Here is a 14512-nt window from a genome sequence, read left to right as displayed (position 1 = left end):
CCTACCCCGCCGCGCGCCGTGCGCGCAGGAGGCCGTGCCGGGGTGAGGCGAGAAGGGCAAGGATAAAAAGGCCAGAGAGCACCACCACGATCGAGCCGGCCGTGGAGGCATCGAGCATGAAGCTCATCTGAATGCCCGCCACTACGGCAAGGCAGGCGCTGCCCACGGCGACCATCATCATGCGCCCGAAGCGCGCGGCCATGAGCAGGCCGATGGCGCCGGGCGTGATCAGCAGGGCCACGACGAGGATGACGCCGACCGCCTGGACCGCGGAAACGATGCTGGCGGCAAGCACAACCAGGAGGATGAGGCGCAGGCGGCCGAGATCGAGCCCCACGACCCGCGCCTGGCCCGGATCGAAGCAGAAGAGCATCAGGTCCCTCCCCCGAACGGCCAGGATGAGCAGCGCCGCCGCGGCAATGCCGAGGGTCTGCCAGAGGTCTTCTGCCTCGATGCCGAGGATGCTGCCGAAGAGCACGTGGGAGAGATGCATGTTGGAGCGGACCTGGCTCAGCATGACGAGCCCGAGGGCAAACATGCCGCTGAACACCACGCCCATCGCGGCATCCTCCTTCACGCGGCTGACCGCACGGATGGAGCCGGATGAGACGGCACAGAGAAGCCCTGCGGCGAAGGCGCCGAGCACCAGCGGCAGCCCGAGCAGCCAGGCGCCGACCACGCCGGGCAGGATGGCGTGGCTGACGGCATCACCCATCAGCGACCAGCCCTTCAGCACCACGAAGCAGGAGAGGATGGCCGAGAGAACGGCAACCACCAGCCCGACCAGCAGCGCCTGCTGCATGAAGTCATGGGTCCAGGGTTCGATCAGCGCGGTCATGCACCGCCCTCCGCCATGGCGTCGCGCGCGGCACGGCGCGTGGCGAGCACGCCATGGCGTGGCGCCAGGGCGAGGGCCAGCAGGAAAAGCAGCGCCTGGGAGGCGACGATGACGCCGCCCGTGGAACCATCCAGGAAATAGCTGGCATAGGCCCCGAACAGGCCAGTGGCAGCGCCTATTCCGGCCGCCAGCGCCGCCATGCGCCCGAAGCGGTCGGTCAGCAGATAGGCCGTGGCGCCGGGCGTGACGAGCATGCCGATGACGAGCACCGCCCCCACAGCCTGCAGCCCCGCGACAGCCGTGGCGGCAAGAAGCGTGAGGAGCAGCAGCCGCATGGCCGCGGGGCTGCCGCCGATCGCGGCGAGCTGCACGGGATCGAAGAGGGAGAGCATGAGGTCCCGCCCCTTCACCGCCAGCACGATCACCACGGCGACGGCGATGATGGCCATCTGCAGGATGTCCGCATCGGCGACGCCGAGCACATTGCCGAAGACAATGGTCTGCAGCCGGATGTTGGATGGAAAGAGGGAGAGCAGGAAAAGGCCGAGGCCGAAGAAGCCGGTGAAGACCACGCCGATCACCGTGTCCTCGCGCAGCGGGGTGCGGTCGCGCAGCGCGGCCATGGTACCGGCGGCGAGGAGGCCGGAGGCGAAGGCGCCGACCGCGAAGGGGATGCCGCCGAGCCAGGCCAGCACCACGCCCGGCACCACGGCGTGGCTCAGCGCGTCGCCCATCAGCGACCAGCCCTTCAGCACGACATAGCAGGACAGCAGCCCAGCCACAGCGCCGACCAGCATGCTGATCCCCATGGCGCGAAGCATGTAGTCGTAGAGGAAGGGAACCAGCAGCTCCTCGGACATCAGGCGGCCCGCCCCTCCGCGCGCTCCTCCGGCAGTCGCCCGGCTGCGCCGCGGCGCAGGGCATTGCCGAAGGCGAGGCGAAGATTCTCCTCGGTGAAGGCGGTCCCGGTCGGGCCGGCAGCCAGGACGGTGCGGTTCACCAGCACCACCTGGTCGCAGAAGGAGGGAATGCTGGCGAGGTCATGGGTGGAGACGAGCACGATTCGCCCCTCCTCCCGGAAGCCACGGAGCAGGGCGATGATGGCCTGCTCCGTGGTCGCGTCCACGCCGGTGAAGGGCTCGTCCAGCAACAGGATGCCCGCGCCCTGCGCCATGGCGCGGGCCAGGAAGACGCGCTTGCGCTGCCCGCCCGAGAGCTCACCGATCTGCCGCTCCGCGAGATCCGAGAGGCCGACCCGGCCGAGCGCATCGGCCACCGCCGCGCGGTCCGCCGCGCGCGGGATCCGCAGGATGCCCATATGCCCGTAGCGGCCCATCATCACCACGTCCCGCACGGAAACGGGGAAGTTCCAGTCCACCTCCTCGCCCTGCGGCACATAGGCGACGCGGTTGCGCCGGAGCGCGGCCTCCACCGGCTCCCCGCCGATCAGCACCCGCCCGGCGGTGGGGCGGACAAGGCCCATGATGGCCTTGAAGAGCGTGGACTTGCCGGCGCCATTCACGCCCACCAACCCGCAGATCGTGCCGGACTCCAGGCGGAAGCCGGCACCACGCAGGGCGGTGTGGCCGTTCGGATAGACCACCGAGACGGATTCGACCGAAAGGTCCGGTGCGAGGGGCTTCAGCATCAGCGGCCCGTCCCCCCGAAGGCGCGCAGGATGGTGTCCGCATTGGCCTCCAGCAGCCGCAGATAGGTGGGGGCCGGGCCATTGGCGGCGGTGAGGCTGTCCACATGCAGCACGCCGCCGAAGGGCACGCCGGCCTCGCGCGCGACCTGGCGCATGGGGCGCTCGTTCACCGTGCTCTCGCAGAAGACCGCGGGCGGCTTGGCCCGGCGCAGCGTGTCGATCAACGCGCGGACCTGGCGGGGCGTGCCCTCCTCCTCGGCGTTGATGGGCCAGAGATAGGCCTCGCGCAGGCCATAGGCCTGGGTGAGATAGCTGAATGCGCCCTCGCAGGTGGCCAGCACGCGGCGTTCGGCGGGGATGGCGGCCAGCCTTTCGCGCAGCCGCGCATCCACGGCGCGGATGCGCTCGGAATAGGCGCGGGCATTGGCCGCGAAGAGTTCGGCCCGGGCGGGATCGAGGTCGGTCAATGCCTTGCGGATGTTCTCGACATAGGTGAGCGCGATGGTGGGCGACATCCAGGCATGGGGGTTGGGCTGGTCGCGATAGGGCCCTTCGCCAATGCCGATGGGCGCCACTCCCTCGCTCAGCACGGCCTGCCGGGTGCCCTTCATGCGGTCGAAGAAGCGTTCGAACCAGCGCTCCAGCCCCAGACCGTTCCAGAGGATCAGGTCCGCGCCCTGCGCACGCGCCACGTCCTGCGGCGTTGGGTCGTAATCGTGGATCTCGGCGCCCGGGCGGGTCAGGCTTTCCACGATGGCTCCGTCGCCCGCGACGTTCCGGGCCATGTCGGCCAGGACAGTGAAAGTGGCAACCACGCGCCGTGGCGCGGCGGGCGCCTGGGCAAAGGCCGGCGCGACTGCCGCGAGGGAAAGCGCGGCGGCGAGCAACAGGCGGCGCGGCAGCAAGCGGGACATCAGGTTCTCCTGTTGAACGCACCCGAACATGCAGTCCATCGGGTATAATGTAGCCGATGCTACTTTCAAGCCAGGAAGCCAGGATTTCCGGTGTCGCGCCGGGATCGCGGGGAACACGGCTGCGTGGGACGGCGCGGTTGTAGCCAAGGCTACAAAAATGCAGCACCCTTTCCGATGGCGCGCCCTTCGGCTACCGGTGGTGGGTGACTGCAACGCCGAACCGCCGCCCGCCGCGCCCCGGCGCGAACCCACCCGCCGAGCTGCCCGCCGAGCCCGCTCAGGCGGCGCGGCACCGCCGCGCCCGCACCGCCCGTGCGAGCGCGCTGCTGGAGGATTATGTCGAGCTGATCGACGACCTTCTGGCCACGGGGGGAGAGGCGCGCGCCACTGACATCGCCCGGCGCCTCGGTGTCAGCCATGCAACCGCGATCAACACGATCAGCCGGCTCAAGACGGCGGGGCTGGCGCATAGCAAGCCCTATCGCGGCGTGTTCCTGACTGAGGCCGGGCACGCGCTGGCCGAAACCGTGCGGGCACGGCACCGGCTGGTGGTGGACCTCCTGCGGGCGATCGGCGTGCCGGAGGAGGTGGCGGAGGCCGATGCGGAAGGCATTGAGCACCATGTCTCCGAACCCAGCCTCAAGGCCTTCGAGGCTTTCCTCCGGGAGCGCGCGGCCCGGTCGGCCTGACGGGCCCTATCCCGCCTCATCCGGGACCACCCCGGCCGCCTCGTTCGCGGGCAGGGCAAAGCGGGTCCCCCGTGCAGCGCGATGACGACTTCGTGGCACGATCCGTTGGCTGAAATGGGGGACTGCAGGGTTGCCGGGCCTGGCAGCGCGCCCTATCCACGATCATGCCCCGAAGCGGAGACTTTCTTCGGATGCTGCGCCCGATTGGCCCAGGACGAACCCACCGCCCCGGATGGGCGCAGGACAGGGGCGGGATCCGGGGCGGGGCTGCATGAGCACCGAAGGGCAGGCCACGCCTCGCCCGGGACCGCAGCGCAGCAGGCGCGGCGCGCCGTCCCAAAATCTCACCACCGTCTCGATGCTGGCCTCGGCCGTGCTGGTGCCGGTCGGTATCCTTGCGCTGGGCGCCTGGGTCGCCTGGTCGCAGGTGTGGGACCGGGCCCGGGCGGAGGTGAACGCCACCGCGGGCGCCGCGGCCGAATATGCCGCGCGCGTGCTGGACGGCCATGGGCTGCTGGCGGGCCGCGTGGACGATCTCCTGCGCGACATCCCGGATGACGAGATCCGCCGGCGCGAAGCGGAGTTCCACGAGGTGCTGCGGCAGCTGGCCGCCCCGCGCCCGATCGTGCGCGGGCTGCACGCCCTGGACGCGCAGGGGCGGATGCTGGTCAGCGGCGCCGTGCTTCCCGCGCCGCGCGACATGGCGCTGCAGGACCGGGACTTCTTCATCCAGCTCCGCCAGGACCCCGCCTCGGGAACCGCGATCAGCAAGATCTATCCGAGCCGGCTGGACGGGGAGCTCTACCTGGCAGTCGCCGAGCGCAGGGGCAGTGCCGCCATGGGCACGGAGCACGCGGCGCCAGGTTTCAACGGCGTCGTTCTGGCCTCCCTGAGCCCGCATGAGCTGGCCGAAGGGTTGCGTCAGCTCGCGCCCGACCGTGACCAGGTCGTGACCCTGGTGCGGACCGATGGGGCGCTGCTCGCCCGCAGCACGGGTATCGATGCGCCGCCCCCTCCCCTCGCGGCAGGGAGCGCGCTGCGACAGGTGATGGAGGCAGGCGCGGAGCGGGGCACGGCCCAGATGGCCAGCCGTGAGGACGGGCAGGAGCGGCTGATGGCCTTCCGCCGCGTCGCGGGCTGGCCGGTCTATGCAGCAGCGACGCAGACCCGTGCAACCGTCGTGGCGCGCTGGCGCGAAATCGTCCTGTGGCAGGCCGGCTTCGGCCTGCCCGCCGTGGTCGCGCTGGCCGGGCTCGTCATGCTCTCGCTGGGGCGGACGCGGCAGGTGGCGGAGGCACGGGCCGCGCTACGGCGCGAGGCGGACCTGCGGCAGGCAGCCGGCGCGCTGCATGAAAGCGACGAGCGCTATCGCGCCCTGGCCCAGGCCACGCAGGAGGGCGTGGCCATTCACGACGAGGAGCGGGTGATCGAGGTGAACGACGCCTTCTGGCGGATGTTCGGCCACAGCTCGCGCGAGGCCGTCATCGGGCTCCATCCGCTGGATTTCATCGCGCCCGAGGAGCGGGACGCGGCGCGCGAGGCGCTGCGGCGGCGGGAGGCGCGGCAATGGGACACAGTGGGTATCCGGGCGGATGGCTCGCGCTTTCCGGCCGGGCTGCAATGCCGCCCCCTTGTCTACCAGGGGCAGCCGCGGCGGGTCGGGATCGTGGTGGACCTCACCGCGCGGCGGGCGGCGGAGCGGGCGCTGCGAGAGGCGGAGCAGCGCTCCCGCGCCCTGCTGGAGGCGGCGCCAGTGTCGATCGCGCTGATAGACCCGGACACGCTGCGTTTCCTGGACGTGAACGAGCATGCGTGCCGGGAGCTTGGCTATGAGCGGGAGGAGTTCACGCGGCTGACCCTGCCGGAGATCGATACCGGTTCGAGCGCGCGCGAATGGGCGGAGCGCATGGATGGCGGGATCCCCGAGGGCCAGGAGTTCGAGGCGCGGCTGCGCACCCGCAACGGGGCGACGCTGGACATGCTGTTGCGGGCTGAGCGGGTGACGATCGGCGCGCATGCGCTGCTCTACACGGCCTGGATCGACATCACCGAGCGCTCGCGCGACCGCCGTGCCCTGGCGGAGAGCGAGGCGCAGCTGCGCTCCGTCCTGGAGACCGTCCCCGATGCGATGGTCATCATCGACGAGCGCGGGGTGATCGCCTCCTTCAGCGCCGCGGCGGAACGCCTGTTCGGATGGAAGGCCGAGGAGCTGGTGGGGCGCAACGTTTCCATTCTGATGCCGGAGCCGCACCGCACCGGCCACGACGCCTATCTCTCGCGCTACCTGGCAACGGGCGAGCGTCGCATCATCGGCATCGGGCGGGTTGTGAGCGGAAGACGGCGGGACGGCTCGGTCTTTCCCATGGAACTGGCGGTGGGCGAGGTGCGCTCGGCCGGGCGGCACCTGTTCACCGGCTTCATCCGGGACCTCACGGAGCGGCAGGAATCCGACCGCCGCGTGCAGGAGCTGCAGGCGGAGCTGCTGCATGTCTCGCGCGTGAGCGCGGCGGGCGAGATGGCCTCCGCCCTGGCGCATGAGCTGAACCAGCCGCTCACGGCCATCGCCAGCTCCGTGAAGGCGGCCATGCGGATGCTGCAGGCGCCCGGGCCGGATGGGAAACCCGCGGCGATCCCGGCGCGTGCGATGGAGGCGATGGAACGGGCGGTGGGTCAGTCGCTGCGCGCTGGCCAGATCGTGCGGCGGCTGCGCGAGTTCGTGGCAAAGGGCGAGGCGGAGCGCCACCTTGAATCGCTGCCGGGGCTGGTCGAGGAGGCATGCGCGCTGGCGCTGGTAGGGGCGCGCCAGCGCGGCGTGCAGGCGAGCTTTCGCCTGGCCCCGGACCTGCCGCCGGTGCTGGTGGACCGGATCCAGGTGCAGCAGGTGCTCCTCAACCTCATCCGCAATGCGGTGGAGGCCATGACGGAGGAGGACGGGCCGGAGCGCCGCGAGCTGCTGGTCTCCGCCATGCCGCGCGGCGAGGAGGTGGAGGTGGCCATCGCGGATACAGGGCCGGGCCTGGCGCCGGGCGTGGCCGCGCGCCTGTTCGAACCCTTCGTCTCGACCAAGCCCGCCGGGATGGGCGTTGGGCTTTCCATCTGCCGCTCGATCATCGAGGGCCATGGCGGGCGGCTCTGGGCCGAGGGAAATCCTGGCGGCGGAACGGTGTTCCGGTTCACCCTTCCCGCCGCGCCGGTGGAGGAGGCGATGTCGTGAAGGGGTCTGCCATGGCGACAGGGGCCGCACCGGGCCGCGTGGTGCATGTGGTCGATGACGACGAGGATGTGTGCTGGTCGGTGGCTACGTTGCTCGGTTCCTTCGACCTGCTGGTGGAAACCCATTCCTCCGCCCCGGCCTTCCTGGCCGCACTTCCCGCCCTGCCCGAGCCGGGTTGCGTGCTGACCGATGTGCGCATGCCCGACATGGACGGAATGGAGCTGCTGCGCCGGCTGCGCGAGCAGGGCTTCCGCCGCCCGGTGATCGTGATGACGGCCCATGGCGACGTCTCCATGGCCGTCCGGGCGATGAAGGACGGCGCCTTCGACTTCATCGAGAAGCCGTTCGACGACGAGGCGCTGTTCGCCATCATCCGGGCCGCCCTGGCCCTTGCGGGCGGGGAGGCCCGGCCCGGAGGTGCGGCGCCGCAGGAGGCGCTGCGCCCGGAGATGGCCGAGGCGGCGGCGCTGATCGCCACGCTCTCTCCGCGCGAGCGCGAGGTGCTGGACCTGGCGATGGAGGGGAAGCCGAGCAAGCTGATCGCGCATGAGCTGGGGATCAGCCCGCGCACGGTCGAGGTGCACCGACTGCGCCTGATGGCGCGCCTGGGCGTGGGAAGCCTGGCCGAGGCCGTGCGCCTTTCGGTCTGGGCGGATATGGCGGGCGCCCGCGGGGGGCGGGAAGCCGGCGGCTAGGCAGCGCTGGCGCCGGGCGGAAGGGGCGCGCGCAGCGCGGCCCGGACCTTGTCCACCAGCACATCCATCTGGAAGGGATCGACGAAGGTCACAGGGGCGGCGATTTCCTTTCGCCGGCGCCGGACCGCACGGCGCAGGATGATCGCGGGGATCGCGAAGCCCTCCGCCGCAGCCCGGCTGGCCAGGGCGATCCCGCTTCCGCTCTGTCCGGAGAGATCCTCCTCGGCGAGCAGGCAGCGGGGGGGGCCGGACGGGGATGCGGCCAGGACGGGAAGCGCGGCAAGGAACGCATCGGCCGAACCGAAGGACCGGGCGGCGATGCCCTCCGCCTCCAGCATCAGGGCAAGGGCCCGTTCCACGGCGGGGTCCGAGCTCACGACGAGGGCAAGCGGTACGGCGACGATGCTTCCCTCCGGCTGGACCTCGGGAGGCGCCTCGCGCGGGGACATGGACAGGGTGGTTCCCTCTGGCTGGGCGCGCGCCGCGGGCCGTGGCGCAGGACGCAATCTGTGCCGGCGAAGGGCGCCCTGCGACCTGGGAAATCTACGTATCGCTGAAGGATCCCGCGCCAGGGCTACGTAGTTCCGCGTAGGGGTTTTTCCCGAATGTGCGGCGGTCCGGTGCCGGGATTACCAGTGCTCACGGAACCAGGAGTTGGAGCATCCCGATGCAGCTCGCCGCCACCGCCCGCAGCGCATCGCCGGCCAATGTCCTTCCCTTCCCGATCCCCGGCTTCGGCCGCGCCCAGGCGATGCTGAACCCGCTGGTGGGCCGGACGCTCCACTTCCAGCGCGGCGCCGAGATCTATCCCGCGGGCAAGGCGGCGGACCAGCTCTACCAAGTGTTCTCAGGCACGGTGCGCACCTGCCGGCTGCTGCCGGACGGGCGCCGGATGATCGCGCAATTCGCCCTGGCGGGTGAGCTGTTCGGGCTGGATGGCGTCGGGCGCCACCGCTTCTTCGCCGAGGCGGTGACGGATGCGGTGGTGATCGCCTTCTCCCGCCGGGACATCGCCGCCTGGGTGGACCGCGACCCCGCGGCCGCGCAGTCCTGGCATTCCTACACGCTGGAGAAGCTGGCCGCGGCGCAGGACCGGTTCATCCTTCTTGGCCGCCGTACAGCCGCCGAGCGCGTAGCGGCCTTCCTGCTGGACCTGGCGGATCGCGGCAAGGGACCGGACGGTGTGATCGAGCTGCCAATGTCGCGCTATGACATCGCCGATTTCCTCGGCCTGACGGCAGAGACGGTGAGCCGGGTGCTGACCACGCTGCGCAAGAACCGCCTGGTCGCCAATCATGGAACCCACCACCTGCGAATCCTGAACCGGGACGCGCTGGAGGAGCAGGCGGACGAGGAAGCGGCCTGATCGCACCCCGCGCGGCGCGTTCCTGCCCCGGATCCAGACCGGAACATGAGCAGCATCCTTCCGCTGACCCGGTCTGGAGGCTGCCTCTCCCACGGCTGAGCCCGGCGGGTCCGGCCACGCGGCTGCCAAGCGCGTGAGGTGGCGACGGAGGGCTTGCGACTCAATTGTTGGATCTCCTACGATCCCGGGGGAAGGCGCGCGGACAGGATGCGCCGGGAGGAGGAAGGTCCCTTGGCGCAGCCAGCGGGAGCATCGCGGCCAAGCATCCGGCCACGCGGCGGACGGCCGGCCCTGCGCGCCCTGCCGGGTGGCGGCGGCACGGTCCGGCTCGGGCCGCTGACGGAGACGCTCGGCTTCCATCTTCGCCTGGCGCAGGAGGCTTCGTTTGCCGCCTTCGCGCGGCGGGTTGGCGATTCCGGGCTGAAGCCGGGCCATTACGCCGCGCTGGTGGTGATCCAGGAAAACCCCGGGCTTTCGCAGACCGCCCTTGGTGGCGCCGTGGGGCGCGACAAGTCCACGCTCACCCCGAAGCTGACCGAGCTGGAGAAGCGCGGCCTGATCCGGCGTGACCGGGCGGCGGCGGACCGGCGGAGCTACGCGCTGAGCCTCACCCCGGCCGGGCAGGATGCGCTGGCAGCGCTGCAGGGCCATGCGGCGGCGCATGACCGGGCGCTGGACGCGCTGGTGGGTCCGGAGAACCGGCAGGCCTTTCTCGACACGTTGCGCCGCCTGCTGGCGGGGCTGGATTCGGACGAAGCATGATGGATGGGATGGGAACCGGCCGCGTGACGGTGCGCGAGGCGGTGTTCGAGATGCTGCGCGGGCTGGGCATCGACACGGTGTTCGGCAATCCCGGCTCCACGGAGTTGCCTTTCCTGGACCGCTGGCCGCGCGACATCCGCTACGTGCTCGGCCTGCAGGAAGCGAGCGTGGTGGGCATGGCGGATGGCTATGCCCGCGCGACCGGGCAATGCGCCTTCGTGAACCTGCATTCCGCCGCGGGCGTGGGGCATGCGCTGGGCAATCTGTTCACCGCCTACCGCAACGGCGCGCCGATGGTGATCACCGCGGGGCAGCAGACGCGCTCGCTGCTGCCCAACCTGCCCTTCCTGGGGGCGAGCGAGGCGGCGAGCTTCCCCCGCCCCTATGTGAAGTTCAGCATCGAGCCGGCGCGCGCCGAGGACGTGCCGGCGGCGATCGCGCAGGCGCACCGGATCGCGATGCAGCGGCCCTATGGCCCGACCTTCGTCTCGATCCCCGCGGATGACTGGGCGGCTGCGTGCCAGCCCGTGGTGCCGCGCGCCTGGTTCCCGGACACGGCGCCCGACCCGGCGGCGCTGGCCGAGGCGGCACGGGCGATCATGGCGGCCCGCCGGCCCGTGCTGGTCGTGGGGCCGGATGTGGATGCGGAGGGATGCGGGCCGGAACTGGTGATGCTGGCGGAGCGGATCGGGGCGCCGGTCTGGACCAGCCCCTTCTCCTCCCGGCTTTCCTTTCCCGAGGATCACCCGCTTTTCGCCGGGCATCTGCACGCGGCGCCGCAGCAGGTTTCGGACACGCTGATCGGGCATGACCTGGTGCTGGTGATCGGGGCGCCGGTCTTCACCTTCCACGTGGCCGGGGAATGCGGCCTGTTCCGCTCCGGCACGCCGATCTTCCAAATGACGACGGATCTGGAAGCCGCTTCCTCGGCGCCGGCCGGGACGGCCGTGCTCGGTGCGCTGCGGCTGGGCATCCCGGCGCTCGCTGCGCTTCTGCCGGAATCGGGGCGCAGCCTGCCCGCCCCGCGTCCTCGTCCGGCGCCGCCCGCGCCTTCGTCGCCGCCGAGCGCGGCCTATGCGCTGCACCGGCTGCATGCGGCGATGCCGGAAGGGGCGGTGCTGGTGGAGGAGGCCCCGTCCCACCGCCCGGCGATGCAGCAGCAGATGCCCATCCGCGAATGGGGCGGCTTCTTCACCATGGCGAGCGGCGGGCTCGGCTACGGGCTGCCGGCGGCGGTGGGCGTGGCGCTGGGACGTCCGGGGCGCCGGGTGGTGTGCCTGATCGGCGACGGATCCTTCATGTACTCGCCCCAGGCTCTCTGGACCGCTGTGCAGGAGAAGCTGCCGCTGGCGGTGATCGTGATGAACAACGCGGGCTACGGCGCCATGCGCTCCTTCTCCCGCGTGCTGCAGGTGCGGGACGCGCCGGGCATCGACCTGCCCGGAATCGATTTCGTTGCCATGGCGCGCGGCATGGGCTGCCCTGCGCGTGCGGTGGCGACGCCAGGGGAGCTGGACGCGGCGCTGGCCGAGGCAATGGCCGCCGAAGGCCCGTTCCTGGTGGAGGTGGCCGTCGATGCCGCCATCGCCACGCTCTACGACGAAAAGAAGTAGCAAGGGAGGAAAGACGAGATGCTGGACGTGCCCCTGATCATCGGCGAGGGCGATCGGCCCGCCACGGGTTCGGCGACCTTCGAGCGGCGCAACCCCGTGACGGGCGAGGTGGCGACACGCGCCGCCGCGGCGACGGTGGAGGATGCGCTGGCCGCCTGCGACGCGGCGGCGGCGGCCTTCCCGGCCTGGTCGAAGCTTGGCCCCAATGCGCGGCGCTCGATCCTGCTGAAGGCGGCGGATGCGCTGGCGGCGAAGGCGCCGGATTTCATCCGGCTGATGGCCGAGGAGATCGGCGCCACGGCCGGCTGGGCCGGGTTCAACGTGCATCTGGCCGCCGGCATGCTGCGCGAGGCGGCGGCGGCCACCACCCAGACCACGGGCGAGGTGATTCCCTCCGACAAGCCGGGCTGCCTGGCGATGAGCATCCGTGCGCCGGTGGGCGTGGTGCTGGGCATGGCGCCGTGGAACGCGCCGGTCATCCTGGGCGTCCGCGCCCTGGCCCTGCCGCTGGCCTGCGGCAACACCGTGGTGCTGAAGGCCAGCGAGACCTGCCCCGGCACGCACAGCCTGATTGCCCAGGCGCTGCGCGAGGGTGGCGTGCCCCCGGGCGTGGTGAATGTGGTGACGCATTCCGCCGAGGATGCGCCCGCGGTGGTGGAGGCGATGATCGCGCATAACGCCGTGCGGCGCGTCAACTTCACGGGCTCCACGCATGTGGGCCGGATCATCGCCATGCATGCGGCGAAGCACCTGAAGCCCGTGCTGCTGGAGCTGGGCGGCAAGGCGCCCATGATCGTGCTGGAGGATGCCGACCTGGACGAGGCCGTGAAGGCCGCCGCCTTCGGCGCCTTCATGAACCAGGGCCAGATCTGCATGTCCACCGAACGGCTGGTGGTGGTGGACAGCGTGGCGGATGAGTTCGCGCGCCGCTTCGCCGATTTCGTCGCGACACTGCCGGTGGGCGACCCTCGTACGGGCACGGTGTTCCTCGGCTCCGTGGTGGACGAGGCTTCCGCCGTGAAGGTGGAGCGGCTGATCGAGGATGCCGTCGGCAAGGGCGCGACGCTGCTGGGCGGCGGGGCGCGCAAGGGCACGATCATGCCGGCCTCCATCATCGACCGCGTGACGCCTGACATGGCGATCTACGCGGAGGAGAGCTTCGGGCCGGTGGTGGCCATGATCCGCGTGAAGGATGCGGAGGAGGCGATCCGCGTCGCCAATGACACCGAATACGGCCTCTCCGCCGCGATCTTCACGAAGGACGTGGCGCGCGGGCTGGCGCTGGCGCAGCGGATCGAGAGCGGCATTTGCCATGTGAACGGGCCGACCGTGCATGACGAGGCGCAGATGCCCTTCGGCGGCGTGAAGGCCAGCGGCTACGGCCGCTTCGGCGGGCGCGCGGGGATCGCGGAGTTCACCGAGCTGCGCTGGATCACGGTGGAGACGCAGCCCGGGCAATACCCCTTCCCGCCCGCGGCCAAGGCACCGCCGCCCGCGACGCCCGGCGCGCATTAGACGCCGCAAGAAACAAAGGGAGGAAACAGAAGAAATGAACAGCACCATCACCCGCCGCGGCGCGCTGGGCGCCGCGGCGGCCGCCCTGGCGGCGCCCGCTGTCCGGGCGCAGGGCGCGCCCTCCGCCGTGCGGATCGGCTATGCCATTTCCAAGACCGGCCCGAATGCGGGCGGGGCGGCCATCACCACCATCCCGAATTACGAGATGTGGGTGAAGGAGGTGAACGCCGCCGGCGGGCTGCGCCTGGGCCAGGCCCGGGTGCCGATCCAGGTCACGGAATATGACGACCGCAGCGTTTCCGAGGACACGGTGCGCGCGGCGGAGCGGCTGGTGAACCAGGACCGGGTAGATTTCGTCCTCCCGCCCTGGGGCACGGCGCTGAACCTGGCCGTCGCCCCCATCCTGAACCGCGCGGGCTATCCGCATCTCGCCTCCACCGCGGTGACGGACCGCGCGCCGGAGCTGGGGCGGCGCTGGACCAACTCCTTCTGGATGCTCGGCACCGGCTCGGGCGCCGGGGCGGGGCTGGTGGAGGTGCTGGCGCCGCTGAAGCAGCAGGGCCGGATCGGCGACACGGTCGCCCTCGTTTCCGTGGCGGACGGCTTCGGGATCGAGCTGGCGAACGGCATGCGCCCGGCCTTCCAGCGCGCCGGCTTCCGCCTGACCTATGACCGCTCCTACCCCGTCGGCACGCAGGACATGGCCCCGATCCTGGCGGAAGCCGCGCGCGGGAATCCGGAGGTTTTCGTCGCCTGCTCCTATCCGCCGGACACGCTGGCGATCACCGAGCAGGCGCGCGTCTCCGGCTTCAACCCGAAGGTTTTCTACACCGGCGTCGGCACGGCCTTCCCGCTCTACAAGCAGCGCTTCGGCGCGGCGACCGAGGGGGTGATGGGGGTCGGCGGGGTGGATGCCTCCAGCCAGCGCTTCCAGGACTATCTACGCCGCCATGTCGCTTCCGCGGGGCGGGAGCCGGATCGCTGGGCCTCGGCCATCACCTTCGCCAGCCTGGAAATGCTGCAGCAGGCCATCGAGCGCGTGGGGCGCATCGACCGCGCGGCGGTGATCCGCGAGCTGCAGACCGGCAGCTTCGACACGGTGATCGGCCCCGTGAAGCTGCAGAACAACCTGCTGACGGATCTCTGGCAGGTCGGCCAGTGGCAGGGCGGCGAGTTTTACGGGCTGATGCCGCTGAACAAGCAGGGCGCGAAGCCCGCCATCCTGCCCAAGCCCGCCTGGCCCGCGGCCTGAGGGGGG

13 protein-coding genes are annotated in these 14512 nt (G+C 71.2%); 8 read left to right on the top strand and 5 right to left on the bottom strand.

All coding sequences use genetic code 11. The features are described from left to right. Position 1 precedes the first annotated feature (1 nt). The 4 genes from J8J14_RS02665 to J8J14_RS02650 are packed head-to-tail and all read right to left on the bottom strand — an operon-like array spanning position 2 to position 3400. The gene (locus J8J14_RS02665; protein WP_209377893.1) at positions 2–838 is read right to left on the bottom strand and encodes a metal ABC transporter permease; all 837 of its coding nucleotides are present in this window, start codon (positions 836–838) and stop codon (positions 2–4) included. After that, the gene (locus tag J8J14_RS02660) at positions 835–1698 is read right to left on the bottom strand and encodes a metal ABC transporter permease (RefSeq protein ID WP_209377892.1); all 864 of its coding nucleotides are present in this window, start codon (positions 1696–1698) and stop codon (positions 835–837) included. Before J8J14_RS02660 ends, J8J14_RS02665 begins: the two co-directional genes overlap by 4 nt. Further along, on the bottom strand, positions 1698–2486 hold the full coding sequence (locus tag J8J14_RS02655; RefSeq protein WP_209377891.1) for a metal ABC transporter ATP-binding protein: 789 nt from the start codon (positions 2484–2486) through the stop codon (positions 1698–1700). The genes J8J14_RS02660 and J8J14_RS02655 overlap by 1 nt, the downstream gene beginning before the upstream one ends. Beyond that, complete coding sequence (locus tag J8J14_RS02650) at positions 2486–3400, bottom strand: metal ABC transporter substrate-binding protein (RefSeq protein WP_209377890.1); 915 nt, start codon at positions 3398–3400, stop codon at positions 2486–2488. The genes J8J14_RS02655 and J8J14_RS02650 overlap by 1 nt, the downstream gene beginning before the upstream one ends. Before the next feature lie 203 nt (positions 3401–3603). On the opposite strand from J8J14_RS02650, the gene mntR reads away from it, so the two are divergent. The 3 genes from mntR (at position 3604) to J8J14_RS02635 (ending at position 7998) form a co-directional block, all read left to right on the top strand. Further along, entirely contained in the window at positions 3604–4089 is a 486-nt protein-coding gene (mntR, locus tag J8J14_RS02645) for a manganese-binding transcriptional regulator MntR (protein ID WP_209377889.1), read from the top strand. 271 nt (positions 4090–4360) lie between these two features. Then, positions 4361–7303: a PAS domain S-box protein gene (locus J8J14_RS02640; protein ID WP_209377888.1), complete on the top strand. Its 2943-nt coding sequence runs from the start codon at positions 4361–4363 to the stop codon at positions 7301–7303. Further along, positions 7300–7998, top strand: a complete 699-nt coding sequence (locus J8J14_RS02635) for a response regulator transcription factor (protein WP_342452370.1) — start codon at positions 7300–7302, stop codon at positions 7996–7998. Before J8J14_RS02640 ends, J8J14_RS02635 begins: the two co-directional genes overlap by 4 nt. On the opposite strand, the gene J8J14_RS02630 is transcribed toward J8J14_RS02635, so the two are convergent. Beyond that, positions 7995–8447 carry a response regulator transcription factor gene (locus tag J8J14_RS02630; RefSeq protein WP_209377887.1) on the bottom strand — a complete coding sequence of 151 codons (453 nt, stop codon included), beginning with the start codon at positions 8445–8447 and terminating at the stop codon, positions 7995–7997. The genes J8J14_RS02635 and J8J14_RS02630 overlap by 4 nt on opposite strands. 218 nt (positions 8448–8665) lie before the next feature. On the opposite strand from J8J14_RS02630, the gene J8J14_RS02625 reads away from it, so the two are divergent. The 5 genes from J8J14_RS02625 to J8J14_RS02605 all read left to right on the top strand — a co-directional run bounded on the left by J8J14_RS02625 (position 8666) and on the right by J8J14_RS02605 (position 14506). Then, entirely contained in the window at positions 8666–9364 is a 699-nt protein-coding gene (locus tag J8J14_RS02625; protein ID WP_209377886.1) for a helix-turn-helix domain-containing protein, read from the top strand. A 231-nt stretch (positions 9365–9595) separates the two neighbouring features. Continuing rightward, positions 9596–10126 carry a MarR family winged helix-turn-helix transcriptional regulator gene (locus J8J14_RS02620; protein ID WP_245215305.1) on the top strand — a complete coding sequence of 177 codons (531 nt, stop codon included), beginning with the start codon at positions 9596–9598 and terminating at the stop codon, positions 10124–10126. Next, complete coding sequence (mdlC, locus tag J8J14_RS02615) at positions 10123–11739, top strand: benzoylformate decarboxylase (protein WP_245215304.1); 1617 nt, start codon at positions 10123–10125, stop codon at positions 11737–11739. Before J8J14_RS02620 ends, mdlC begins: the two co-directional genes overlap by 4 nt. Positions 11740–11757: 18 nt before the next feature. Beyond that, on the top strand, positions 11758–13254 hold the full coding sequence (locus J8J14_RS02610; protein WP_209377884.1) for an aldehyde dehydrogenase: 1497 nt from the start codon (positions 11758–11760) through the stop codon (positions 13252–13254). A 34-nt stretch (positions 13255–13288) separates the two neighbouring features. Then, a complete protein-coding gene (locus J8J14_RS02605; RefSeq protein WP_209377883.1) occupies positions 13289–14506 on the top strand; it encodes an amino acid ABC transporter substrate-binding protein in 1218 nt (405 codons plus the stop codon). The last annotated feature ends 6 nt before the right edge of the window (positions 14507–14512 follow it).

The organism is Pararoseomonas baculiformis (assembly GCF_017813395.1).
In the GTDB taxonomy this organism is placed as follows: Bacteria; Pseudomonadota; Alphaproteobacteria; order Acetobacterales; family Acetobacteraceae; genus Roseomonas; species Roseomonas baculiformis.
This window is presented reverse-complemented; position numbering and strand designations above follow the sequence as displayed.